Below are 22889 nucleotides of genomic sequence, written 5' to 3'. Positions count from 1 at the left end.
TCTACAACTAACAATTACAGAAAAAATGAATCTATTAAGCATAAATCGTATCAAGTCATTCTGCGCGGTTATAGCCTGTGTACTGCTTTTGACCAGCTGTGGAGAAGATGATGTCGCTACTAGTCAGGGCCAGCAAGTGCTGGAAGCAATAGAAGGTACCTGGAGTTTTTCGACAGATAACATTCCTGCAGATGCAGGTATCACAGATCCAAGTATCACGGTATCCAGCTCTGTGGGTACCGGTACGGCTGGATTTGTACCAGATGCTACTAGCGGACTGGATAGCTATATCAGTGGCGGTTCTTTTAGTGTATCTGAAGACGGTACAGTATCCAATGCCTCTATCGTTGCTGCTACAGGAGCTAAACTGGACATTACGGGGGTCACTGTTACAGCGTCATTAGAGCAGCTGGTAATTAGCTTTTCTACTTCACAAGCCAGCAGCCGTGTGGATGGGATCGGCACGTGGACAATTACCATTGATCTAACCAGATAATTCGGTTTCAATCAATACTGCAACTAGAGCCGCCTCAAGCGGACTCTAGTTGCATAAGTTTCTATTGGTAAAAAAGTTGTATAACATAGGTTAAGAACCATTATTGGAATAAAAACGACTATCAAGAATTATATGCGGATTATTAATTACGTCATACTCATTGCAAGCTTCGTGGTTGCATGGCCACATGTAGGGGTTGCTCAAGAATTCATTCATCCGGGAGGCCTGTTTAAGCAGTCTGATCTGGATCGCATGCGCTACATGGTGGAAGCAGGGGTAGAGCCTTATGCCACGTCGTTTGAGCAATTAAAAGCTACTAACCTGGCATCTTATGATTATAAAGTTCAGGGGAGTTCATCCAATACTCGGGTTACTCGAAATGGCGAAAATAGTGGTGCTTATCACTCTGATGCCAATGCCGCATACCACAACGCCCTCATGTGGGCGATCACTGGCGATACTCGTCATGCAGACAAATGTGTGGAGATTTTCAATGCCTGGAAAAACATTACCTATGTGGGTGGTATCCCTCTCGATGCTGGAATTTTTGCGTGGAAAATGGTAGAAGCTGCCGAAATCATTAAAAGCACTTACGATGGATGGACTGCTAGCGATATCAAAGCATTTCAGGATATGCTGGTCTATCCAGGATATTCCTCTACAGCAATTCCTGAAGAAGTGAATTCGGAAACCGTTGGGTCATTTTACTGGCGTATACTCAACGGAGATTCGGGTCGGCATGGAAATCAGGATGCAATTTCATTCCGTGCCATGGCCATTATGGGGGTGTTTCTGGACAACAGGAAAATGTATGATCGTGCTTACAGATACCTCACTAGCCAGCCAGGACGCACGGATGATTTACCACTGCCCACGGGCCCTTCACCCTCAGGTAGGCTCATAGATGATAACCAGTACTTTTCAAGCTACGAATATGTAGGATCCGAAGGCACCATAGAAAACTACGGATACAATGGCGCAATAGAGCATTTTATCTGGGAAAATGGTCAGTGCCAGGAGGCCAGTCGTGATCAGCAGCACGCTTATTTTGGTTTGGGTATTTTATCAGGATTTGCAGAAGTAGCCTGGAATCAGGGCGATGATGCCTGGAATTTTTTAGACAATAGACTGCTGAAAGGATATGAGCACATGTCCAGATACAATGTGTCTTACATTAGATCTTTTGAAGACCAACCCACTCCGTGGGAGCCAGACCCTAATGTGGGGTCGGGTGAAAACGCTGAATTCATTCAGCGAATTGATAGAACGGGAAGATGGTACTCTAAGGCCATGAATCCTCACTTTTCTTCCAACTTTGAAGATGTTAGTAGAGGTGGGTTTCCGGGGAAAAGGCCTGTTTATGAACAAGCCTGGGCGCACTTTGATGTGAGAATGGGGATAGGCGAAGACGCCAAATGGACAAAAAGAGGCCTGGATGTAGCCATAGAAGAGGCAGGATATGAGCAGATCGGGTTTAGTCTGGATCATCCCGGGTGGGGAGCACTTTGCTTTAGACGCCCTGTTTGGGCTGCAGGTGATCCCATAACAGGTATTCAGAATGGCATTCCAGTATTTGGCTTTGAATCTGGCGATCCAATAATTATCCAGGCCGAGAACTACGATCATTTCCCTATCTCAGGAGAGGGCAGAACCTATCATGATCTTAGTGAAGGTAATTCTGGAGGGCAGTATCGTACAGATGACGTGGATATTCAGCTGGTGAGTGGTGAAGACTTTGCGCTAGCCAATTTACAAAATGGAGAATGGGTAAGTTATACCTTGAATATTCCGGAATCCGGAACTTATGGAATTTCCGTGAACTATGCTTCAGCAAGCGGTGGTGGAAAAGTAAAATTCGCCGGGGCAGGCCTGGACCTGACTGAGGAAGTTACCCTTCCAGCTACTGGGGGTGGTACTACCTATGTTGATTTTACCGTTTCGGAAAACGTTAAGTTGGCACCAGGGGTAAGCACCTTTCGAGTTTATATAGCAGGAGAAGATGATAGTTTCAGTCTGAATAGCTTTAGCGTGTTTTTCGTAAAAGGAAACGAGGCTCCTGATGTGTCCATCACATCGCCTACTACAGGCGCCGTACTTACGGAGGGAGCAAGCCTCCAAATAGCTGCCTCGGCCGAAGATTCGGACGGGAAAGTTTCTAAAGTGGAGTTCTTTCTAGGTGAGGATAAAATAGGAGAAGACGATACAGCACCTTTCGAACTGGACTTAGAATATCTCGCTGAAGGCACCTATGAATTCTTCGCAAAAGCTACCGATGATAGCAAGGCCAGTACACTTTCAGCAGGAGTGACTGTGACGGTAAATGCCAATCAACAGGCCAGCTCCAGCAAACAATTAGTGGCGATTGCCGATACGTATGTTCATAGCGGTAACTCAGGCCAAAATTACGGTACCGATGTGAAGACAGTAACCAAATGGAGTTCGGTGGATCACCGGTATGCCTTTTACAAGTTTGATATCAGAGGAGTTTTTGGACCTATTACATCAGCTAAACTGAAATTGAGTGTGAGGGCAGCATCGTCCTCTACTAGATCAGTTTATCGGGTATATGATGATTCCTGGGAGGAACTGGTACTCAACCACGGTAACCAACCTACGGTAGGTAGTGAAGTAGCCAACATTGCAATTACTTCGTCGCAGGCCAATACCTACGTGGAATGGGATGTAACCGACTATGTGAAAATAGAGAACAGTACTGATGGAATCGTAACATTTGTGATAGCAGACCCGGAAACCACCTCTACAGGGATTGATTTTCACTCAAGAGAAAGAGCAGAAGATCAATACAAGCCGCTTTTGGATATCTCTTTCAAAGGAACATCCAATCAAGAGCCGGTTGTGTCTATCACATCACCTTCAGCCGGTGACAGCTTTGTAATTTCAGAAGCCATCACCATTGAAGCAGAAGCCACCGACAGTGATGGTACCATAGAATTGGTAGCGTTTTTTAGTGATGATGTGAAAATAGGTGAAGCTACCAGTGCTCCCTATTCGATCACCTGGAGTGATGCTGAAATAGGCGAATATAGCCTGACAGCTGTAGCAACCGACAATATCGGGAGTAAGGTAACTTCTGAGGCAGTGTACATAAGCGTGACACCTCCACCAAATGAAATACCATCTGCATCTATCACTTCACCTGCCGAAGGTTCAGTATTTGAAATAGGTGAGAATATCAAAGTGGAAGTGTCTGCCACAGATACGGATGGCGCTATAGCGAGAGTGGAGATTTACCGGGGTGATGTCAAGCTAGGTGAAGACTCTTCAGAACCTTACTCAGCCGTTTGGCTCAATGCCACCGAGGGTGAGTATCAGCTGAAAGCTATTGCAATAGATGATGATGGTGATGTAGGTCAATCGGAGATCGTAAATATCACGGTGGGTGAAGTAGCTATTCCGCTCAATGCAATGAAAGAAGATGCGATAGTGGTGTTTCCCAATCCTGTCAAAAATGTGCTTTTCCTAGAGGGAGTTACAAGCAATATGGACTATCGGATATTAGACATTGCGGGTGCTGTTCAATTGCAGGGGACATGCCAGCAGAGCGGTGCAAAAATAGATGTAAGCTCATTGCGCACTGGTGTGTATTTCGTGGAGTTGTTAGCCGACGAAAGTAAAATCCAACGGAAAAAAATTATTAAACAATAAGGCATTGGTAAGCCGGAAGCATGCAAACCGCAATTGGCATGCCACTGAAGTGAAATTATATAACGCATGACCCAATAAAAGTATTGGGAGCCAAATATGTCTGCACCGGAGCAATTTGTCTGGAGCCGACAGTCGAGCTGTATTATAAATAACCGTAAAGGTGTGCTGATAATGGTCTATTGACTTGCATCAGAGTTGTTCAAAAATCAACGTAAAGTGATGAATCGAATATTGAGTATTTTTTTATTGTGGTGCCTTTTTGGGTGTGAGCAAAAGCAAGTGACCATTCTAAAAGTCGAATCTCCAAATGGTAAAAATGCCTTTGTATTATACCCTGAAGACGGTGACGGCATTTCTTTTCAAATCATGAGGGAAGGTAAGAAAGTCATCCAGCCCTCTGAGATCGACTTGCTGTCCAAGGATTTGGATTTTAGTGGTAAATATAAAGTTACGGCAGTGGAGGAACACGCTCAGAAATCTTCCTGGAACACGCGATTTGGTGAACGAAGCCTTATTCCAGACGTTTATAATGAGCTTACGGTCATGTTGGAAAGCCCCGAGGCTAAACTGAAAATGATCATCAGAGCCTATGATGAGGGGTTGGCGTTTGCCTACGAAATCCCCGAACAGCGCGGATTAAAATTTCTTAGATTGGATGACGAACTTATCAGTTATCAATTTGATCAGGACTATGAAGTTTGGTCTACACCTGAAAGGAAACCAGGACTGCTAACCGCTCAGGGTGAGTATCAAAAAATACCCATCAGTCAATTGAAGAATGGCGCGGAGAGACCCTTGCTCATAGAGTACGGACAGGACCTCAAGATAGCTTTAGCCGAAGCTAAACTAGTCGACTATGCACGGTTGAGCTATAATGCGAATCCTGGATCATCGCTAGCCATATTATCGTCATTGGATGGAAGACTAGAAAAAACCGAGCAGGATACGATCACCGGAGCATTAAAAAGTGGAAGAAGCAGCATCAACAAAGTCAAAAAAGAATTGCCTTTTCAGTCACCATGGAGAGTGATCATGATGGGGGAAAGTTATGGGGAGCTACTGGAAAATAATTACCTGATCCAAAACCTCAATGACCCTAATGAGTTGGAAGATGATTCGTGGATCACTCCTGGTAAGGTGTTAAGGGAAACAACCCTAACTACTCAAGGGGCATTACAAGCCATTGATTTTGTAGCAGCTCATAACATGCAGTATGTACATTTTGATGCTGGCTGGTATGGCAATGAAATGGACGATAATTCGGATGCTACCACTCTTACCCTCGACCCTAACCGATCCAAGGGGCCTTTCGATTTGGAAAAGATCACCGCATATGCTAATGAACGTGGCGTCAAGGTAATGCTCTATGTGAACAGGCGAGCACTGGAAAAACAATTAGATGATTTACTTCCATTATTCAAAGAATGGGGAATAGCAGGGATCAAATATGGCTTTGTGCGAGTAGGAGATCAGGATGCTACCGCCTGGCTGCATGACGCTATCAAAAAGACAGCACAATATGAACTCATTGTAGATGTACATGATGAGTATCGTCCTACTGGTTTTTCAAGGACTTACCCCAACCTGTTGACACAAGAAGGAATTGCCGGGGATGAAACCAGTGTATCTAATGAACATACACTGATTACCATGTTTACGCGCATGCTGGCGGGTGCTGCGGACAATACAGTGTGCTACTACAATAGTCGGGTAGAACAAATGGGGTCTCACGCCTCCCAGTTAGCCAAAACTGTTTGTTTGTTCAGTCCGCTTCAGTTTTTGTACTGGTATGACAAAGCCCCAGCATCTCCCGAGAAACTGGATGGACTGTGGGGCGACACCAAAACTATTGGCAATGAGCCGGAGTTGGAATTTTTTGACAATGTCCCTACCACATGGGATGAAACCCGAGTGCTGGTAGGTGAGATCGGGAAGATTGGGGTCATTGCACGCAGAAAAGGTAATGATTGGTTCGTCGGTGGAATTAACGGACCGGAAGCCAGAACAGTAACTTTTGATTTGGATTTCTTGCTTTCGGATACAAGCTATACTGCGAAGGTTTATACCGACGATGAGTCTGTAGATACCCGGACCCACGTGAGAATTGAAGAAGTGCGATGGACGCAGGAAGACAACTTTACCACGGAGCTTGGAGCCAATGAGGGGTTCGCTCTGCACATTGAAAAGGATAATACCGATATATAACAATTGTGTGTAAGCCCATGCGAAAAAGTTTGCGAAATTTTTCTTTTAAAAGTTTGGTGTTATTGATGCTTCTGGCGGTTAACATTAGCGTCGCACAAGAAAGTGGTATTGACTGGCCCGAATTTATGTCACAGCATGACCTTGTTTGGGAGGAAATACCCGGGCAATGGAATGAAGGAGCCTTTGTAGGGAATGGCATGGTAGGCATGATGATCTATGCCAATATGGATGAAAATCGACTAGATTTTCATGTTGGACGTCAGGATGTGACCGATCATAGAAAAGCACCTAATAAAAAGACATCAATGGCTACCAAAGGAGCGGATCTATACGATTTTTCACGGCTTGATATTGGACGTATGACGCTGCATCCTGCGGGAAAAATTAGAGATATTGACGTTCGTCAGGATCTTTATAATGCTGAAGTACGAGGTGTTATTGTCACTGATTTGGGACAAATCACCTTTAGAGCATTTACGCCCTATGAGCACATGATAAATGTCATTGAGGTACATTCTACCGAAGAAGTTAATGGGAGTCAGGCTGATTATATGTGGCGATGGATGCCTGGATTGCCTTTTTCACCACGAATATATACCCGAAAAGATATAGGGGACTATCAGCTCAATCCTAGACCGATACTAAAAAAAGTGAATGGTGTGGAGGTATGTGAGCAGCCCTTGTTGGCTGGAGGAGATTATGCCACAGCATGGTTGGAAAAGGCAGAGAATACGACTCAATCAATAATGTATGTTTCGGTGGCCAATGAGATTCCGGCCACCAATGTATCCGCTCTGGTAGCATCCAACACCGTAAACATAGTTGCTGCTACAGACTTTAATGTCCTGATAGATGCCCATCGTGAATGGTGGCACAACTATTTTCAGAAGTCATTTTTATCAATCCCTGATGGGCGTATGGAATCTTTCTATTGGATTCAGCTATACAAGATGGCGGCTTGCTCTCGGGAAGACGGTCCTGTATTGGATTTGCTTGGTCCTTTTTTTAAGAATACGGGTTGGCCAGGACTATGGTGGAACCTCAACGTACAGCTTACCTATTGGCCTTTTAATGCCACAAATCATGTAGATCTGGCAGAGAATTTCATAGCCCTTATAGATGACAACTTTGACTTTATGTTGGCAAAGAAGAGTGGTGCAGATCTTGGAGATTTTGCATGGGCTTTACATAATTATTGGTTGATTTATAGCTATCGTGGAGACTATGATGCCATAGCCGAGAAGTGGCTACCGAAAGCGCTAAGGGTCTTGGAGGTATATCAAACCAAAATGATAACCAATGAGCAAGGGCAGATTGAGCTAAGCGCAATGGGCTCGCCAGAATATCATGGTTTTAAGTCGTTTGTAAATACAAATTACAACCTGTCCCTGGTTCGGTGGCTACTCACTACGCTCATCGAAACCAGTAATCGTTCGAATACCAATCAAGAGCTTATCGGAGATTGGAAAGAATTGCTAGACGATCTAATCCCTTATCCCGAAGATGAAAACGGATTGATGATTGGTAGTGAGCAGCCAGTGGATATGTCTCATCGCCATTACTCACATTTACTAGGTTTATACCCACTATTTCAGTTGGATCCAGATCAACCAGAAGTGAAGGAACTGGTAGATAAGTCTGTGGTGCATTGGCACAAAATAGGTGATAGCAAAGGTCTGGTGGGATATTCCTATACAGGCGCGGCCTCTCTGTATGCCGCATTAGGTAGAGGAAATGATGCCAATAGCATGCTTCAGCAATTTTTAGATGGCAATATTCAATCGGCAATGCTCCTTCCCAATACTTTTTATATGGAAGGTAAAGGTCGAAACCCGGTGATAGAAACACCATTAAGTGCTGCTTCGGCGATCGTTGAGTTAGTACTCCAAAGTTGGGGAGGAAAAATCCGCGTATTTCCTGCCACTCCTGATGACTTTCAGGATGCAGTTTTTCAAGATTTGCGAGCGGAAGGGGGATTTCTGGTAAGTGCTTCAAGGAAAAATGGCCAAACGGAGTGGGTAACTATAAAAAGTCTCTCAGGAAACCCGTGCATGCTAAAGGTAGACGATTGGGAAAATATTGAACAAACGGATGAAGGAGAAACTGTTACCATTAGAAAAATCGAAGATGGTCAGTTTGAAATCGATCTTAAAAAAGGAGCTTCAATCTGTGTATCTAGAGCAGGAAATCATGTGTCACCTCAAATTCGGGTTATCCCTCACCCTAAAGAAGAAATTAACCTGTATGGTGTCAAGGAAGGTGAGAGCTATGATCAGGTTTATGAGTGGGAGGTGCCAGAATTTCCTAATTGGTAATCCAGCATATGTGACCACCATAAAAGTTAAAAAATTGTTTGGCGGTAAACTCGGTTGATATGAAAACCTACGGGACTATCCTGTAGGTTTTTTACATTATCAGGCATTATGTAGATTCAAAGTCAATAGCCTGAACTAGCTTATTCCAATCGCTCATTTTCACCGAAATCGTTTCCGGAAAAGGAAAACGTTTTCGGAAACGTTTCCGGTAATAAATTCTTTCCTTCCGTTTCTTCTTTGCCATCAAAAAGGGATTTTTACTGGAGAATTATTGAAAATGAGCGGATTAGATATAGGTGTTGTTCTGGTTTTTACCCTGCTGGTATTTACCTGCGGGATGAGTTTTTCCAAGTCGGGAAAGAACGTAAAGTCATTTTTTGCCGCTGGAGGAGCCTTGCCCTGGTGGATGAGCGGTTTGTCACTGTTTATGAGTTTTTTCTCAGCGGGCACGTTCGTAGTGTGGGGGTCTATAGCCTACTCCAGTGGCTGGGTGGCGGTCACCATCCAGTGGACCATGGCCATCGCAGGACTCGTTATTGGTCTTTTTATAGCTCCCAGGTGGCAAAAGACGAATGCCATCACAGCGGCGCAGTTTATCACTGAGCGGCTGGGGCCAAACACTCAAAAGATATATACCTACCTTTTTCTGGGAATCAGCATGTTTACCACGGGTGCGTTTTTGTACCCGGTTGCCAAAATCGTTCAGGTTTCTACAGGCATACCGATTGCCTCCAGCATAATCTTTTTGGGAGTGCTAATTTTAATTTATACCGCTGTGGGTGGATTGTGGGCGGTGATAGTCACTGATGTATTACAGTTTGTCGTACTTACTGCCGCCGTGCTTATCGTGATGCCTTTGTCATTAGACAAAATTGGAGGAGTCAGTGGTTTTGTAGCAGCGGCACCGGAGCATTTTTTTACATTGACCAACTCAGAATACACCTGGGGGTTTATGGTGGCCTTTGGCTTGTATAACCTGTTTTTTATTGCGGGAAACTGGGCCTATGTACAGCGCTATACGAGTGTTGGTTCGCCAAAAGAAGCACGCAAAGTGGGACTACTTTTCGGAGGGCTTTACCTCATTAGCCCGGTCATCTGGATGCTACCACCGATGATCTATAAGGCACTCAATCCCGAACTCACCGGGCTGGCTGACGAAGGTGCTTACCTGCTGATGTGCAAAGAGGTACTTCCCGTAGGTATGCTGGGGCTCATGCTGGGTGGGATGGTGTTTGCTACCTCCAGTTCGGTAAATACCACCCTCAACATTTCAGCAGGCGTATTATCCAACGACCTGTACAAAGCCATTTTTCCGGATGCTACCAATGCTCAGCTGGTTCGAGTAGGGAGAATCAGTACCGTGGTATTGGGGTTGATTACGATAGTAGTCGCACTGCTGGTGCCTAACATGGGCGGAATTGTAGAAGTGGTGATGGGCTTAGCAGCAGTGACAGGCGGGGCCATGTTTTTACCACCCATTTGGGCGTTGTTTTCCAGGAGCCTATCGGGGAGATCTGCGGTAACGATCACACTCCTATCATTGACTATCAATGGTTTTTTGAAGTTTATCATGCCTCATCTGCTGGATTTCAAACTCGATAGAGCTATGGAAATGACCGCAGGAGTTGGGATCCCCATTTTATTGCTGGTACTACAGGAGGTTTTAGCCCGTATGGGCTCCTGGTCCACTTCAGAGTCTCAGGCTTATGATGACTTTAGAGCTAGTCAGGAAATAGAGCCGGAAGTGGAAGCCAGTGGCAATAAACGCGGCGGGCGTGTGATCGGGATGGGCATTGCTGCCACCGGGGTACTGATGGTGGTACTGGCCATTATCAGTCTGCAACACTTGTTGCTCGTAGCAGGTATGGGGACACTCATATTGATTTTAGGAGCATATATCATATACAGAAATAGACACTAATTAATGATACAAGAAGCATTTCAATCAGGCACCAGAGAGCTGGCAACTGAGCACCTTCAGGGTGATTTTGTGATAGTAGGAGGAGGATTGGCCGGAGTTTGCGCGGCGATTACTGCTGCCCGGTCGGGTGCCCGGACCATTTTGGTACAGGACCGTCCAGTGCTGGGAGGCAATGCATCCTCAGAAGTAAGGCTGTGGATACTCGGAGCTACTTCTCATATGGGAAATAACAATCGTTGGTCTCGCGAAGGTGCCGTGATGGATGAGATCCTGGTAGAGAATATGTACAAAAACAAAGAAGGCAATGCGGTCATCTTTGATACCATTCTGCTGGATAAGGTCATACAGGAGCCAAACATCAAGTTGCTACTGAATACCTCCGTGTATGACGTTACCAAAAAGGATGATAAAAACATTGAAAGCGCTACAGCATTTAATCCGCAAAACTCCACCAAATACGTACTGGAAGCCCCGCTCTTTTGTGATGCCTCGGGGGATGGACTGGTGGCTTTCAAAGCTGGGGCCAGCTTTCGTATGGGAGCCGAAACCAAAGAGGAATTTGGGGAGCTTTTTGCTCCCGATCAAAACTATGGTGAGCTACTCGGCCACTCGATGTATTTCTACAGCAAAAGTGCCGGAGAGCCGGTGAAGTACATTCCACCTTCCTATGCATTGGATGATATCAAACAAATCCCACGCTACAAGCTGATTAGCAAAACGGACATGGGATGCCGCTTCTGGTGGTTTGAGTACGGAGGGCGCACGGATACCGTTCATAAAACCGAGGAAATCAAGTGGGAACTTTGGAAAGTGATCTATGGTGTTTGGGATCATATCAAAAACTCCGGGGAGTTTGAAGATGTAGATGATCTCACGCTGGAGTGGGTGGCTACTGTGCCTGGTAAGCGGGAAAGTCGCCGATTCGAAGGGTTGTATATGATGCGGCAGCAGGATGTAATAGAGCAGCGCACTTTTGAGGATGCCGTAGCGCATGGAGGTTGGGCGCTAGACCTGCACCCTGCAGACGGAATCTACAGCGATCAGTCGGGCTGTACCCAGTGGCACTCCAAGGGGGTCTACCAGATTCCTTACCGCTCATATGTGAGCAAAGACATAGAAAACCTCTTTCTGGCGGGCAGAATTATCAGTGCGACGCACGTGGCCTTTGGGTCTACCCGGGTGATGGCTACTTGCGGCAGTGGAGGCAATGCCGTGGGAATGGCTGCTGCCTTGTGTGCCAAAGATGGACTGAAGCCTAAAGACCTTCTGGATAAAAGTAGAATCAAAGACCTACAGAATGCACTCAATGAAATAGGGCAGGGGATTCCGGGAGTAGCTGTAGACCGAGCTAAAAATCTCATATCGGAAGCTAACGTCTCAGCGAGTTCTACATTGCAACTTGCTGAAATACCACAGGGAGAAAGCTGGCTCAATCTTCAAACAGCAGTAGCTCAACTGCTACCGCTAAAGGCTGAGCAAGCATATAAGTTTCAGCTAAAGCTTAAAGCCGAAAAGGACACAACCCTGGAAATACAACTGCGCTGTGCAGAAATGCCGAGCAACTATACTCCTGAAGTGACGCTCGAAACACAAATGATCCCACTCAAGGCAGGTGAGCAGGAAGTTTCGGTGGCTTTTAAAAAGACATTGCCAGGGGATCAGTACGCATTTATTACGCTCCTTTCTAATGATGGAGTATCCGTTTTGGAAAGCGATCATCGCTATACAGGTATTGTTACGGTATTCAACGGAGAAAATAAGGCGGTTTCCAATACGGGGAAACAATCACCACCCGAAGGTATTGGTATCGATGCTTTTGAGTTTTGGATACCGAAAAGACGACCTGAAGGTAAAAACCTGGCCATGCAAATTAGTCCGGCACTGGAGGTATTTGATGCACAAAACCTCTCCAATGGCATTGCCAGACCGTGGCTGCAGCCAAATGCCTGGGTGGCCGATTTGTCAGACCCATCCCCAACACTTACGATCAGCTGGGATGAGCCCAAAAAGCTCGAGTTGTTGAGGCTTTTCCTCGATACGGATTATGATCATGCCATGGAGTCTACGCTGATGGGACACCCTGAAAACGTGATGCCTTTTACACTGAGAAACTATCAGGTATTTGATCTCGATGGGCAGCTGCTGTTTGAGCAGAAAGGCAATTATCAGACCGTCAATACCTGGAAGTTTGAGGAAGGTTTCACTACGAAAGGATTGGTGATCAAGGCCGAACACCCTTCAGCACTTGTACCTGCTTCCATTTTTGAAATACTTATTAAATGATTAGCTGTGCCATGAAGATGTTCTATAAACTAAACGTATTTCTGGTTGTAGCTTTATTGCTGATAGGGATGCTTTTTGCCTCGTGCAAAAATGGCCAGTCCACCGCTTCTGTACCAGCTGCTGAGGAGGAAGTGAGCTTAAATGGCATCTGGAAGTTTTATACGATCTACGGTGAGGGCTCCAATTACATGAACATCCGACAAACCGAGAGCGATCTGGTGGTAGACAATGCGGATGACAATGTAGAAGTGCAAGGAACCTGGAAAGTCTCTACAGAAGAAGCCCGAGGCTCTAAGTTTCACGGAAAAGACTACCGGGTGCATTATTTCAGTGTCACCGATCTCAAGGGTGGTAATAAAGCTGATAGCTCCTACGTCAGGTTTTTTCCAAATTTCAAGAAATCAGGGTACTACGAAGTGTTTACCAAATACCCGTTTTCGTCTCACTTGACCGCACAGTATAACATACGTCATGCGGATGGCATCACCACCAAATACCAAAGCCAACGGGTAGTGTGCGGTGAATGGGTGAGTCTTGGGATTTATGATTTCAATCAGGTAGACAATAATTATGTAGAGCTTACGGCCATTGTGAGTGGAGCTGTGGCTGCCGATGCTGTGATGTTTCGTGAAATTTCTGAAGAGAAGTATTTGAGAGCCAAGTCAGAGCCGGATCAGGTTTATTTGAAAGATTTTGATGACTCAGAATGGTATGACCTCACCGTGCCAGGACACTGGGGCATGATCAATGGGTTTTCCAACTACACCGGAATCGGGTGGTACCGAAAGCATATCGATTTGCCCGCCAGCTGGCAGCAAGCAAGCGGCAAACGCTACTACCTCAAGTTTGGAGGTGTGTACCACTTGTCAAAAGTGTACCTCAATGGTCAGTATATCGGGATGAACCGTGGAGGATTTACGCCTTTTGAGTTTGATGTGACCGATGCGCTGAACTTCGACGGGGAAAATGTGATAGCTGTACAGGCTGACAACAGTGCCATAGTAGGGGCCACCTGGAATTGGGGTGGGATCATCCGCGATGTGACACTCACACAAGCCAATGACGTACGAATCGATTATCAGTACATGCATGCGGAGCCAAATCTGGAAACAGGTTCAGCGCTATTGACATTGAAAGTTACAATTGAAAATAGCGCCACAGAGAAACGATCTATTGATCTCAGCTCCAGCGTATTGGATGAATTAGAAATTGCAACCCTTTCAGGCTCCATTACTCTCGATCCGAACTCAAAAAAGGAAATCGAACTGCAAACTACTCTGACACCGGAGACTGTGGAACTGTGGCACTTCGACAAACCGAAGCTTTATCAGGTGCAAACACGCATATCTGAAAATGGACGAATGCTAAGCTCACAAACAGATCATTTCGGCATCCGGAAGGTTGAGCTTACGGATTCGCAGATGCTGCTCAATGGAGAGCCTGTCCGCCTGGCCGGTTTCAATCGGGTAAGCGAAAGCCGCTATTGGGGCTCTTCTGAACCTCTGCAAGTCCTGGAAAGAGACGTGGATCTGATGAAGGAGTCCGGCGCCAACTTTATGCGCATCATGCACGGTAATCAAAACGAAAAGCTCATCGAGCTCTGCGATAGAAAGGGTATCCTGCTTTTTGAAGAAATCAACGTGCGTGATCTGGACAATGATGAATTTAGAGCGAACTACTATCCAGTAGCTAAGCTCGAGCGAGAGAAAGGAGTAAAGCTCAACTCGGAAGAAGAGGAAATCCTAATGTTGGATGAGCCATACGTCATGCTGCGTGAAGAGCATAGCGTGGAGGTGGCTGAAAAAAACTACCTCCTGGCAAAGTACTGGCTCAAAGGAATGATCGAGCGCGATATCAACCACCCAAGTATTATTGGCTGGAGTGTGGGCAATGAGCTCAACAACCACTTTGAATATGGCCGGGAGATGATTGAATATGTGAAAGAGGAGCTGGACCCATACCGGCTAGTGACTTGTGTGAGCAACTCAGGACAAAAAGAGGAATATACGCCGGAGACCGACCCTAATACCTTTTCGGATTTGATCATGCACAACATGTACACCTGGCAAGGTCAACCTCAGGAGATATTGGATGCGCTAAGAACTAAGTGGCCTGACAAACCCATCTTTATTTCCGAGTTTGGATTTGGTCCATACCCTACCACAGGTCAGGATGTGGACGTGCCGGAGATTTCAGAGTGGATGAATCACTACCGTCACAAAAATGAGTATGTGATTGGAACCTCCATGTGGACGTTCAATGACTACAGAAGTGCCTATGCCGGTACTACAGCTGAAGAAAATCGAGTGTGGGGAGTGATCACCACCTGGAGAGAAAAAAGAAGACTGTTTGACCGGATACAGCGTGAGCACGCACCAGTAAAAGACCTGGAAGTATCTGATATAGACTTTACAAACGGGACAGTAAAAGTTCGTATGCCGGTTCGCGGGGCTAGTGATTACCCGAGCCATACCATACGGGACTATCAATTGGAATATGAGCTCCGAGATACCTCTGGAAAGATCGTTTATCAAAATGCTTTGGATTTACCGACCATTACTCCTGACGATGAAGAATGGTCTGGGGAGCTTACCTGGACTGATTTGCCGACTGATATTCTTGACCTCACGCTCCGATTAAAGACGCCTACTGGATATACGCGTTTGGCAAAGACTATTTCTTTTCAGCGCGCCATCACTCCGCAGATCAGGGAGGTGATAGCTGGCAAAAATGCAGCCAGGGTTTTCTTCGATCAGGTGCCCAATGCATCCGAATACTATGTGACGTATACGGAGGGTACAGAGTCAATGCAGTCAGAAAAGACGATTGCTGATTTTATCGATATCACGGGGCTCAAAACAGGTAGAGCATACGAAGTTGCCCTTGTGGCCGTCAATGACAAAGGAGATAGCAAGCCTTCGGAAGCGGTGAAGGTGTCCTTGTCGGAAAAGGTTTTGCCGCCAATCATCTGGGATGCCTTCATTACAGATGGTAAGCTAGTGATCGGATACTCGAGCGATTTTACTGACGGAGACTATACGGTGAGGTATGGTACGGATCCTGACAATCTGGATAAGACGTTCACGTCAAATGTCCGTGGGATGATGTCGATTGATTTAGCGGATGAGGAGAAGGTTTATTTTCAGATAAAACGAAATACCAATCAGCAGGAAAGCGAGTGGTCAACTGTATGGACGGCTCGTGCTTCAAATTAAGGAACTATGAAGGAACAACTAAGAAACATTGTACTGTTTTTGATGGCTATTGTGATGATTGCATCGTGTGCCCAAAAGCAACAGCAATCAGAAGCATCGAATGGCCAACCGGCTACCAGTGAGTTTAAATTGAAACTAGGCCAACCGGCTTTGCACTCAAAGTTTGAAGATGACATCTGGAGTATTTGGGGAGGATCAGTGATCAAAGGTGCCGATGGTCAATACCATATGTTTTACTCCCGCTGGGAAAAAGAGCTTGGCTGGGCCTGGGAAACCGATTCGGAGATTGCGCATGCTGTGGCAGACAGTCCTTTTGGTCCGTTTGAGCACAAGGATGTAGCCCTACCCGTGAGAGGTGCTGAGTATTGGGATGGCTTGTGTACGCATAACCCGACGATTCATCAGTTTGAAGGGAAATACTACCTCTACTACATGGGCAATACAGGAGATGGAAAAGTTTACTCTACACCTGGCACAATCAAATTAAACCCCGTCCATAGAAACAACCAAAGGGTTGGTGTAGCAGTGGCAGACGATCCCAATGGCCCCTGGAAGCGATTTGATACGCCATTGATAGATGTCAGTCCCAATGACGATGCATTGGATGCTTTGATTACCAGCAACCCGTCCATTACCAGAGGTCCGGATGGCAAATACCTGATGGTTTATAAAGCGGTGATGAAAAAGAAACCCGGCGTGTGGGGTGGACCAGTAGTGCATTGTGTGGCTACTTCAGATAGCCCAACAGGCCCGTTCAAAAAACATGATAAGCCAGTATTCCAGGCCGAAGGGCATGATTTTCCAGCAGAGGATCCCTTTATCTGGTACCAGGATGGCAAGTATCGAGCAATTGTCAAAGACATGCACGGTGCTTTTACGGATGCTGGACGTGCACTGGTGCTCTTCGATTCTGAAGATGGCTATGACTGGACATTAGCTGATAACCCTCTGGTTTCTACCTTAAAAATTAACTGGGCAGATGGCACGACTCAGGAAGTAGAGCATTTGGAACGACCTCAGCTATACATCGAAGATGGAAAACCTGTGGCTTTGCTCTGCGCATCAGATGTAAAAGACGAAAACGGTGTCTTGCATTCTTTCAATGTCCAAATTCCTGTGAAGACAACAGAAGATTAAACGGATCAAATCTCCTAATCAAGAGTATATGATAAGAATTACGATCTTTTTTGGCCTCATTTTACTTTTTGTTTCTTGTAATCAGAAAATACAGAAAGAGGATGTCAGCCAGGAGCTAGAAAAAGAAATTGACTATCAGATTGAGTTTGGGAAAGTAGCTTCAAAGTCAGTTTTTGTAAGTGATACTGCCAGCATTTGGGGCGGTTCCCTGGTAAAAGGCGAAGATGGAAAGTACCACATGTTTTACTCTGTTTGGCCAAAAGATATTGGCTGGGAGTGGGTAAACTATTCGGTGATTGCTCATGCGTTATCGGATTCCCCATTCGGTCCTTTTGAGCATAAGGACATTACCCTCCCGGATCGCGGACCAGAGTACTGGGATGGATCATGTACACACAACCCAACTGTCCACAAGATCAATGGGAAATACTACCTGTATCACATGGGCAATTTTGGTGATGAGAAAATTGTGAGTGTTCCGGGAAAACAAAGGATCAACTGGATGCACCGAAATAATCAGAGAATTGGAGTTGCTGTGGCAGACAACCCGAACGGCCCATGGACAAGGTTTGACAAACCTGTGTTGGACATTACAGAAGGGGATTCTACCGCGCATGATGCATTGATGACTTCCAATCCTTCGGTTTGCCAAATGCCAGATGGAAGGATTCTGATGGTTTACAAAGCTGTGGGCAAGCAATATGAGCTCCCTGCCGGAGGCCCAGTAGTACACATGGTGGCCATTGCAGATTCGCCTACAGGCCCTTTCAAGAAGTATCCGGATCCGGTATTTACTTTCGAAGGTGAGCGGTTTCCAGCTGAAGATCCGTATATCTGGTATGCTGATGGGCGCTATCGGGCAATCGTAAAACGAATCAAGCACATCGATCACAAACGGGTTTTCTCACTGGTTCATTACGATTCCGAGGACGGTATCAATTGGAATCAGGCAAAGTATTTTGAGATTTCCGATAGGACGGTCACCAATGAGGACGGCAGTAGCTATCAATTTGATCACCTGGAAAGACCACAAGTGTTTATAGAAGATGGCGAACCGGTGGCGCTGCTTTGTGCTGCAGACACCATTGACGCGAATAACGTTCGACATTCTTTTAATATTCAAATTCCATTGAAAATCACGAAGCATGCGCGTTAGTTTGATTTTCTTTTTGTTGGCTGCCTGGTTTGCTTTTTCCTGTGCTCAACAAGAGAAATCAAAGCCCAATATCCTATGGATCGTTTCTGATGATTTGAGTCCGGACCTGGGATGCTATGGCAATTCTGACGTTCAGACCCCAAATCTGGATGCTTTGGCACACCAAGGGGTTAAATTCACGAAAGCTTACGCGAATACGCCTATCTGTTCGCCTAGCCGGTCATCCTTCATTACGGGCATGTATCCTTCCACGATAAATGCTTTGCAGCATCGGACTATGACCATGCAGCCATTGCCTGATCACGTGTCCACCATCGTGTCGCTTATGCAAAAGGCTGGATACTTCTGCACAAATGCCAGTGGAAAGGGATTTGATAAAAATGGAAAGCGGGACTACAACTTTAGTACCGATATCAAGTACGATGGCACGGACTGGCGTGATGCTGATGGTCAGCCCTTTTTTGCTCAAGTCCAATTTAAGTACCCGCACCGCCCATTCGAAATGGATGAAGGGCATTTGATCCATCCAGAGCAGATAGGTGAGTTGCCTTGTTATCCTGATCATCCGTTGCTGAAGGCCGACTGGGCAGCCTATTTATCAGACATTCAGTTGCTGGATACAGAGGTAGGAAAGGTATTGAAGAGATTGGAAGAAGATGGTCTCGCTGAGAATACGGTGGTGATGTTTTTCGGAGATCATGGCCGCCCGCATTTAAGAGATAAGCAGTTTTTGTATGAAGGTGGACTCAAGGTACCCTTAATCGTTCGCTGGCCTCAGGGCCTTCAACCAGCAGTGGATGACCAGCTGGTGAGCCTGGTAGATGTGGCTGCCACTACCCTGGAGCTCGCAGGGCTGGACATTCCAGATTACATGCACGGACAGTCCTTTTTGGATGAAACTGAAAGGGAGTTTGTCTTTGGTTTTAGAGGCAGGGCAGGAGATGCGGTGGATGACATACGGAGCATCACGGATGGGGAGTACAAACTGATTTGGAACCGACTTCCCCAACAACCCTACATGCAGCTTTCCAGCTACAAAAAAGCCATGTACCCCGCCTTTACACTCTATCATTACCTCGATAGCTTGGGACAGCTATCAGAGCCTTACAATCAGTTTATGGCCGATTCCAGGCCGGAGTTTGAACTGTATCACCTCGATTCTGACCCTTGTGAATACCAAAACCTCAGCGGTCAAAAAACATATGCGGGCATTGAAGAAAAGCTAAAGCATCAGCTACAGGAGTCGCTACTGGAGTTTGAACAAAATGCTGTTGGTGAAACGCTGGCAGACCTAAAGAAAGCGAAGCAGGGCTCCTACAACTACTCCAAAAAGGTCATGGAGAGGGATGGCTTTGATGTAGATGCACCCTTGAGTGCATGGGTAAACTATTGGTACACTTACTATGGGCTCAAAGATGGATAGTAAGTGGACGATATGGATCACGTTTTTGATTGCTTTTTCCTACAGAGCTCAGTCACAGCAGTTAAGTGAGCAATCGCTTAGCGGAACGTGGCGGTTTTTGGCGGACAATTCTCTGACGGAAAAGGAAGTAATGGCTATGGACTATGCTGTCTGGGATACACTGCAGGTTCCAGGCAATTGGGATACCCGAGCACGATACAGCGAATACGTAGGTAAAGGCTACTACCAGCGTACTTTTACCCTACCTGAAGGATGGAATCAGAAGCAAATAAGACTCCACTTCGATGCGGTGTATGAGACCGCTAAAGTCTGGCTCAATGGTGAGTTTTTGGGAAAACATGTAGGAGGCTATACACCGTTTGAGTTCAATATCACAGATAAAGTCGATGCCTCAAAAGCCAATTCGTTGGTGGTCATGGCAGACAATACCTACAAACGAGGCGCCTGGTGGGCATGGGGTGGTATCAGCAGGGATGTGACGCTCAAGGTCAATGAAGAAGTCAGATTGGTGTATCAGTACATTTCCGCAGAGCCAGATTTTGAAGAAGAAATCATCCGCTTTGCCCTAAAGTTCAAACTAGAAAACAATGGCACCCGTGATCGTCAGGTACGGATTGATCCTTCTATCAAAGGGGTGGACATTAATCCTATCCAAGCTGTTCTTCCGGCAAATGCAACAGCTTTTGCACAGACCACTTTCGAAACCAGGCTTGCAGATTTTAAGCTTTGGGATACCGAGCGCCCAACCCTTTACAAGCTAGAGACTTCTCTTGTTTCTGGAGAAAATGTCATGGACCAGGTGGTAGATAAATTCGGCATTCGAAAATTTGAAGTACGTGGAGAGCAATTCTACCTGAACAATAATCCCGTTCGCATGAATGGTGTTAATCGGGTTCACGATCACCCGGACTTTGGCAATACTGAGCCAGATCATCTCGTAAGGCAGGACATGCTCGATATTAAGTACAGTCTGGGATGCAATTTTGCACGCCTCATGCATGCTCCATTGGCAGAAAACCTGTTGGATTTTTGCGATAGCATAGGCTTTTTGCTCGTAGAAGAAATACCCGTTTGGGGAGCTGATGACCCACAGACTTTTCCTGACAATCCATTGACCAAACAATGGTTAAGAGAAATGGTAGAGCGGGACTTTAATCACCCTAGTGTGGTAGCCTACAGCGTAGGCAATGAGCTAAGAGACCCAAACGTGCCCTGGCCGGAAAAGGTACTCACCACGGAGCAATTTGAGTATATCCAGTCCATGCTGGGTTATCTGGATATCCTGGATACAACAAGGCTTAAAACCTACGTTTCGCTCACCACCTACCGTAATGGGGCAATAGGCAATGAACCCTATGGAAAGGTGGATTTTATCTCCATCAACTCGTATGGAGATGCTTTGAAACATGCGAAGCTGACTCATGAGCGATTTCCTGGTAAACCCATTTTCATTTCCGAGATAGGGAAGGCTCAGATTGGGCCGGCACCAGATGCTGAGTTGGGCCCAGAGCTAATGGGCTACATACGAGCGCTTACGAATTTGCCTTACGTCACAGGAGTCGCTATCTGGAGCTACAATGACTACCGGAGCAATTATAAAGGAACGCCTGAGTCTGGGTTTAGAGAATGGGGACTCGTAGACGAACGAAGGAATAGGAAGAAAGCATACTACCAATACAAAAAACTAATAAAATCATGGAAGGAATAACGCATGGTATAGAGCAATGCAGGATGATATGGAGGGTGCTGATGTTGGCTGGGTTGCTTAGTCATACCGCAGCCTGTAGTGCAAAGCATGATGATCCTAAGCCTGAAGATGAGGAAGTAATAGATGAAACACCCAAAGACGAGGAACCAACAGACGAACCTGGAGTAACCTGCCCGGATACCACCTATGTTCACCAGCTTCCTATACCTGATCAGTTGATGGATTTGTCAGACTATACGTTGGTGTGGGAAGATGAGTTTGATTACGCAGATGCCGATCTGGATAAAAACTGGACCTCCCAAAATGGACCAAGTGGTCATATATCGTGCAGCAGGTGGCGTGAAAATGCCGTAGTAAAGGACGGAGTGCTGGAGCTTAAGGCCATCAAAGAAAGTCGTGGTGGTCAGGACTGGACCTGTGGCAACATCTGGACTAAAGAAGCTTTCAAATACGGGTATTTTGAGTGCAGATATAAATATGCAGGTGCAAGTGGTACGAACAACTCCTTTTGGCTTTTTTCCACTTCTGTGCCTATATCGGGTCCGGAACTGACCTGTGAGTTGGATGTCAATGAAGGCCACTTCCCCAATGAAGTAAACACCAATCGGCACCATTGGCAAAATGGAAAAACGGAGAATGACCAACTGGCCTATACCGAAGGGCTTTCCCCGGCGTACGCCCACACTTTTTCAGAGCCAGTCAAAACCTCTCGCATTCGTCTGGTATCGAATAATGCCTCTCACTTTCACATTCGAGAGTTTAGAGTTTATAGTCCAAATGAAAATTGCTATCCCGAAAATCTCCTTTCAAATACAGCCGACGCTGAAGTGGATGGATTAGCCAATATTGCACAAAATGACGATGTGACGATCAACGCCAGTGGAGTGTTACGAGATGATTTTAAGGTCGCTGATGTGGCCGATGGCAATACCGCTACCAGCTGGGTGTCTCAAAAAGAAGGGGAAAAGTGGCTGGAGTTTGCCTGGCCTGCAGAGCAGGAAATTGGCCACATACAGTTTGTTAATGGCTGGCAAAGTGGCAGCAACTGGAACGGGCTTATTTCAGATTATAAAATCGAAGCTTTTGTAGATGGAGCATGGAAAGAAATTGGAGGCTATGATGTGAAGACAGATTACAACTTCGCGGAAGACTATCATAGATACGGAATGGAGTGGACCGACGAGAACATCAGTTTTTACTTTGATGATAAACTGATACGCACCATTCCAAACACCCAATGCCACAAGGAGCTGAGCATTTGGCTAAGCCTGGCCATATTGGATCATGCTGGTGAAATCACTGATGCCATAGATGGGACCAGCATGAAAATAGATTGGGTGAGATACTATCAGAAGAAAAACTAA

12 protein-coding genes are annotated in these 22889 nt (G+C 45.9%); all 12 read left to right on the top strand.

What is annotated here, in order from left to right; genetic code table 11:
• Nucleotides 1-25 precede the first annotated feature (25 nt).
• The 12 genes from C7460_RS16005 to C7460_RS15950 all read left to right on the top strand — a co-directional run bounded on the left by C7460_RS16005 (nucleotide 26) and on the right by C7460_RS15950 (nucleotide 22889).
• Entirely contained in the window at nucleotides 26-496 is a 471-nt protein-coding gene (locus C7460_RS16005) for a hypothetical protein (RefSeq protein WP_115869137.1), read from the top strand.
• A gap of 132 nt (nucleotides 497-628) precedes the next feature.
• Nucleotides 629-4162: an Ig-like domain-containing protein gene (locus C7460_RS16000; protein WP_115869136.1), complete on the top strand. Its 3534-nt coding sequence runs from the start codon at nucleotides 629-631 to the stop codon at nucleotides 4160-4162.
• Nucleotides 4163-4381: 219 nt separating this feature from the next.
• Entirely contained in the window at nucleotides 4382-6367 is a 1986-nt protein-coding gene (locus C7460_RS15995) for a glycoside hydrolase family 97 protein (protein WP_115869135.1), read from the top strand.
• 125 nt (nucleotides 6368-6492) lie between these two features.
• Nucleotides 6493-8682, top strand: coding sequence for a glycosyl hydrolase family 95 catalytic domain-containing protein (locus tag C7460_RS15990; protein WP_147302982.1), 2190 nt, complete (start codon nucleotides 6493-6495; stop codon nucleotides 8680-8682).
• 277 nt (nucleotides 8683-8959) lie between these two features.
• Entirely contained in the window at nucleotides 8960-10603 is a 1644-nt protein-coding gene (locus tag C7460_RS15985; RefSeq protein WP_115869133.1) for a sodium:solute symporter family protein, read from the top strand.
• 3 nt (nucleotides 10604-10606) lie between these two features.
• Complete coding sequence (locus tag C7460_RS15980; RefSeq protein WP_115869132.1) at nucleotides 10607-12886, top strand: FAD-dependent oxidoreductase; 2280 nt, start codon at nucleotides 10607-10609, stop codon at nucleotides 12884-12886.
• Between the two features lie 11 nt (nucleotides 12887-12897).
• A complete protein-coding gene (locus tag C7460_RS15975; protein WP_170148041.1) occupies nucleotides 12898-16101 on the top strand; it encodes a glycoside hydrolase family 2 TIM barrel-domain containing protein in 3204 nt (1067 codons plus the stop codon).
• 6 nt (nucleotides 16102-16107) lie between these two features.
• Nucleotides 16108-17238 (top strand): glycoside hydrolase family protein, encoded by a 1131-nt coding sequence (locus tag C7460_RS15970; protein WP_221409548.1) that lies wholly within the window; start codon nucleotides 16108-16110, stop codon nucleotides 17236-17238.
• A 28-nt stretch (nucleotides 17239-17266) separates the two neighbouring features.
• Complete coding sequence (locus tag C7460_RS15965; RefSeq protein ID WP_115869130.1) at nucleotides 17267-18394, top strand: glycoside hydrolase family protein; 1128 nt, start codon at nucleotides 17267-17269, stop codon at nucleotides 18392-18394.
• Nucleotides 18384-19817, top strand: a complete 1434-nt coding sequence (locus tag C7460_RS15960; protein WP_115869129.1) for a sulfatase family protein — start codon at nucleotides 18384-18386, stop codon at nucleotides 19815-19817. The genes C7460_RS15965 and C7460_RS15960 overlap by 11 nt, the downstream gene beginning before the upstream one ends.
• Nucleotides 19810-21525, top strand: a complete 1716-nt coding sequence (locus C7460_RS15955) for a glycoside hydrolase family 2 protein (RefSeq protein ID WP_115869128.1) — start codon at nucleotides 19810-19812, stop codon at nucleotides 21523-21525. Before C7460_RS15960 ends, C7460_RS15955 begins: the two co-directional genes overlap by 8 nt.
• A complete protein-coding gene (locus C7460_RS15950; protein ID WP_115869127.1) occupies nucleotides 21513-22889 on the top strand; it encodes a family 16 glycosylhydrolase in 1377 nt (458 codons plus the stop codon). Before C7460_RS15955 ends, C7460_RS15950 begins: the two co-directional genes overlap by 13 nt.

Source organism: Marinoscillum furvescens DSM 4134 (assembly GCF_003386095.1).
Taxonomy (GTDB): Bacteria; Bacteroidota; Bacteroidia; order Cytophagales; family Cyclobacteriaceae; genus Marinoscillum; species Marinoscillum furvescens.
The sequence above is the reverse complement of the archived record's forward strand: the minus strand, read 5'-3'. Positions and strand labels throughout refer to the sequence as shown.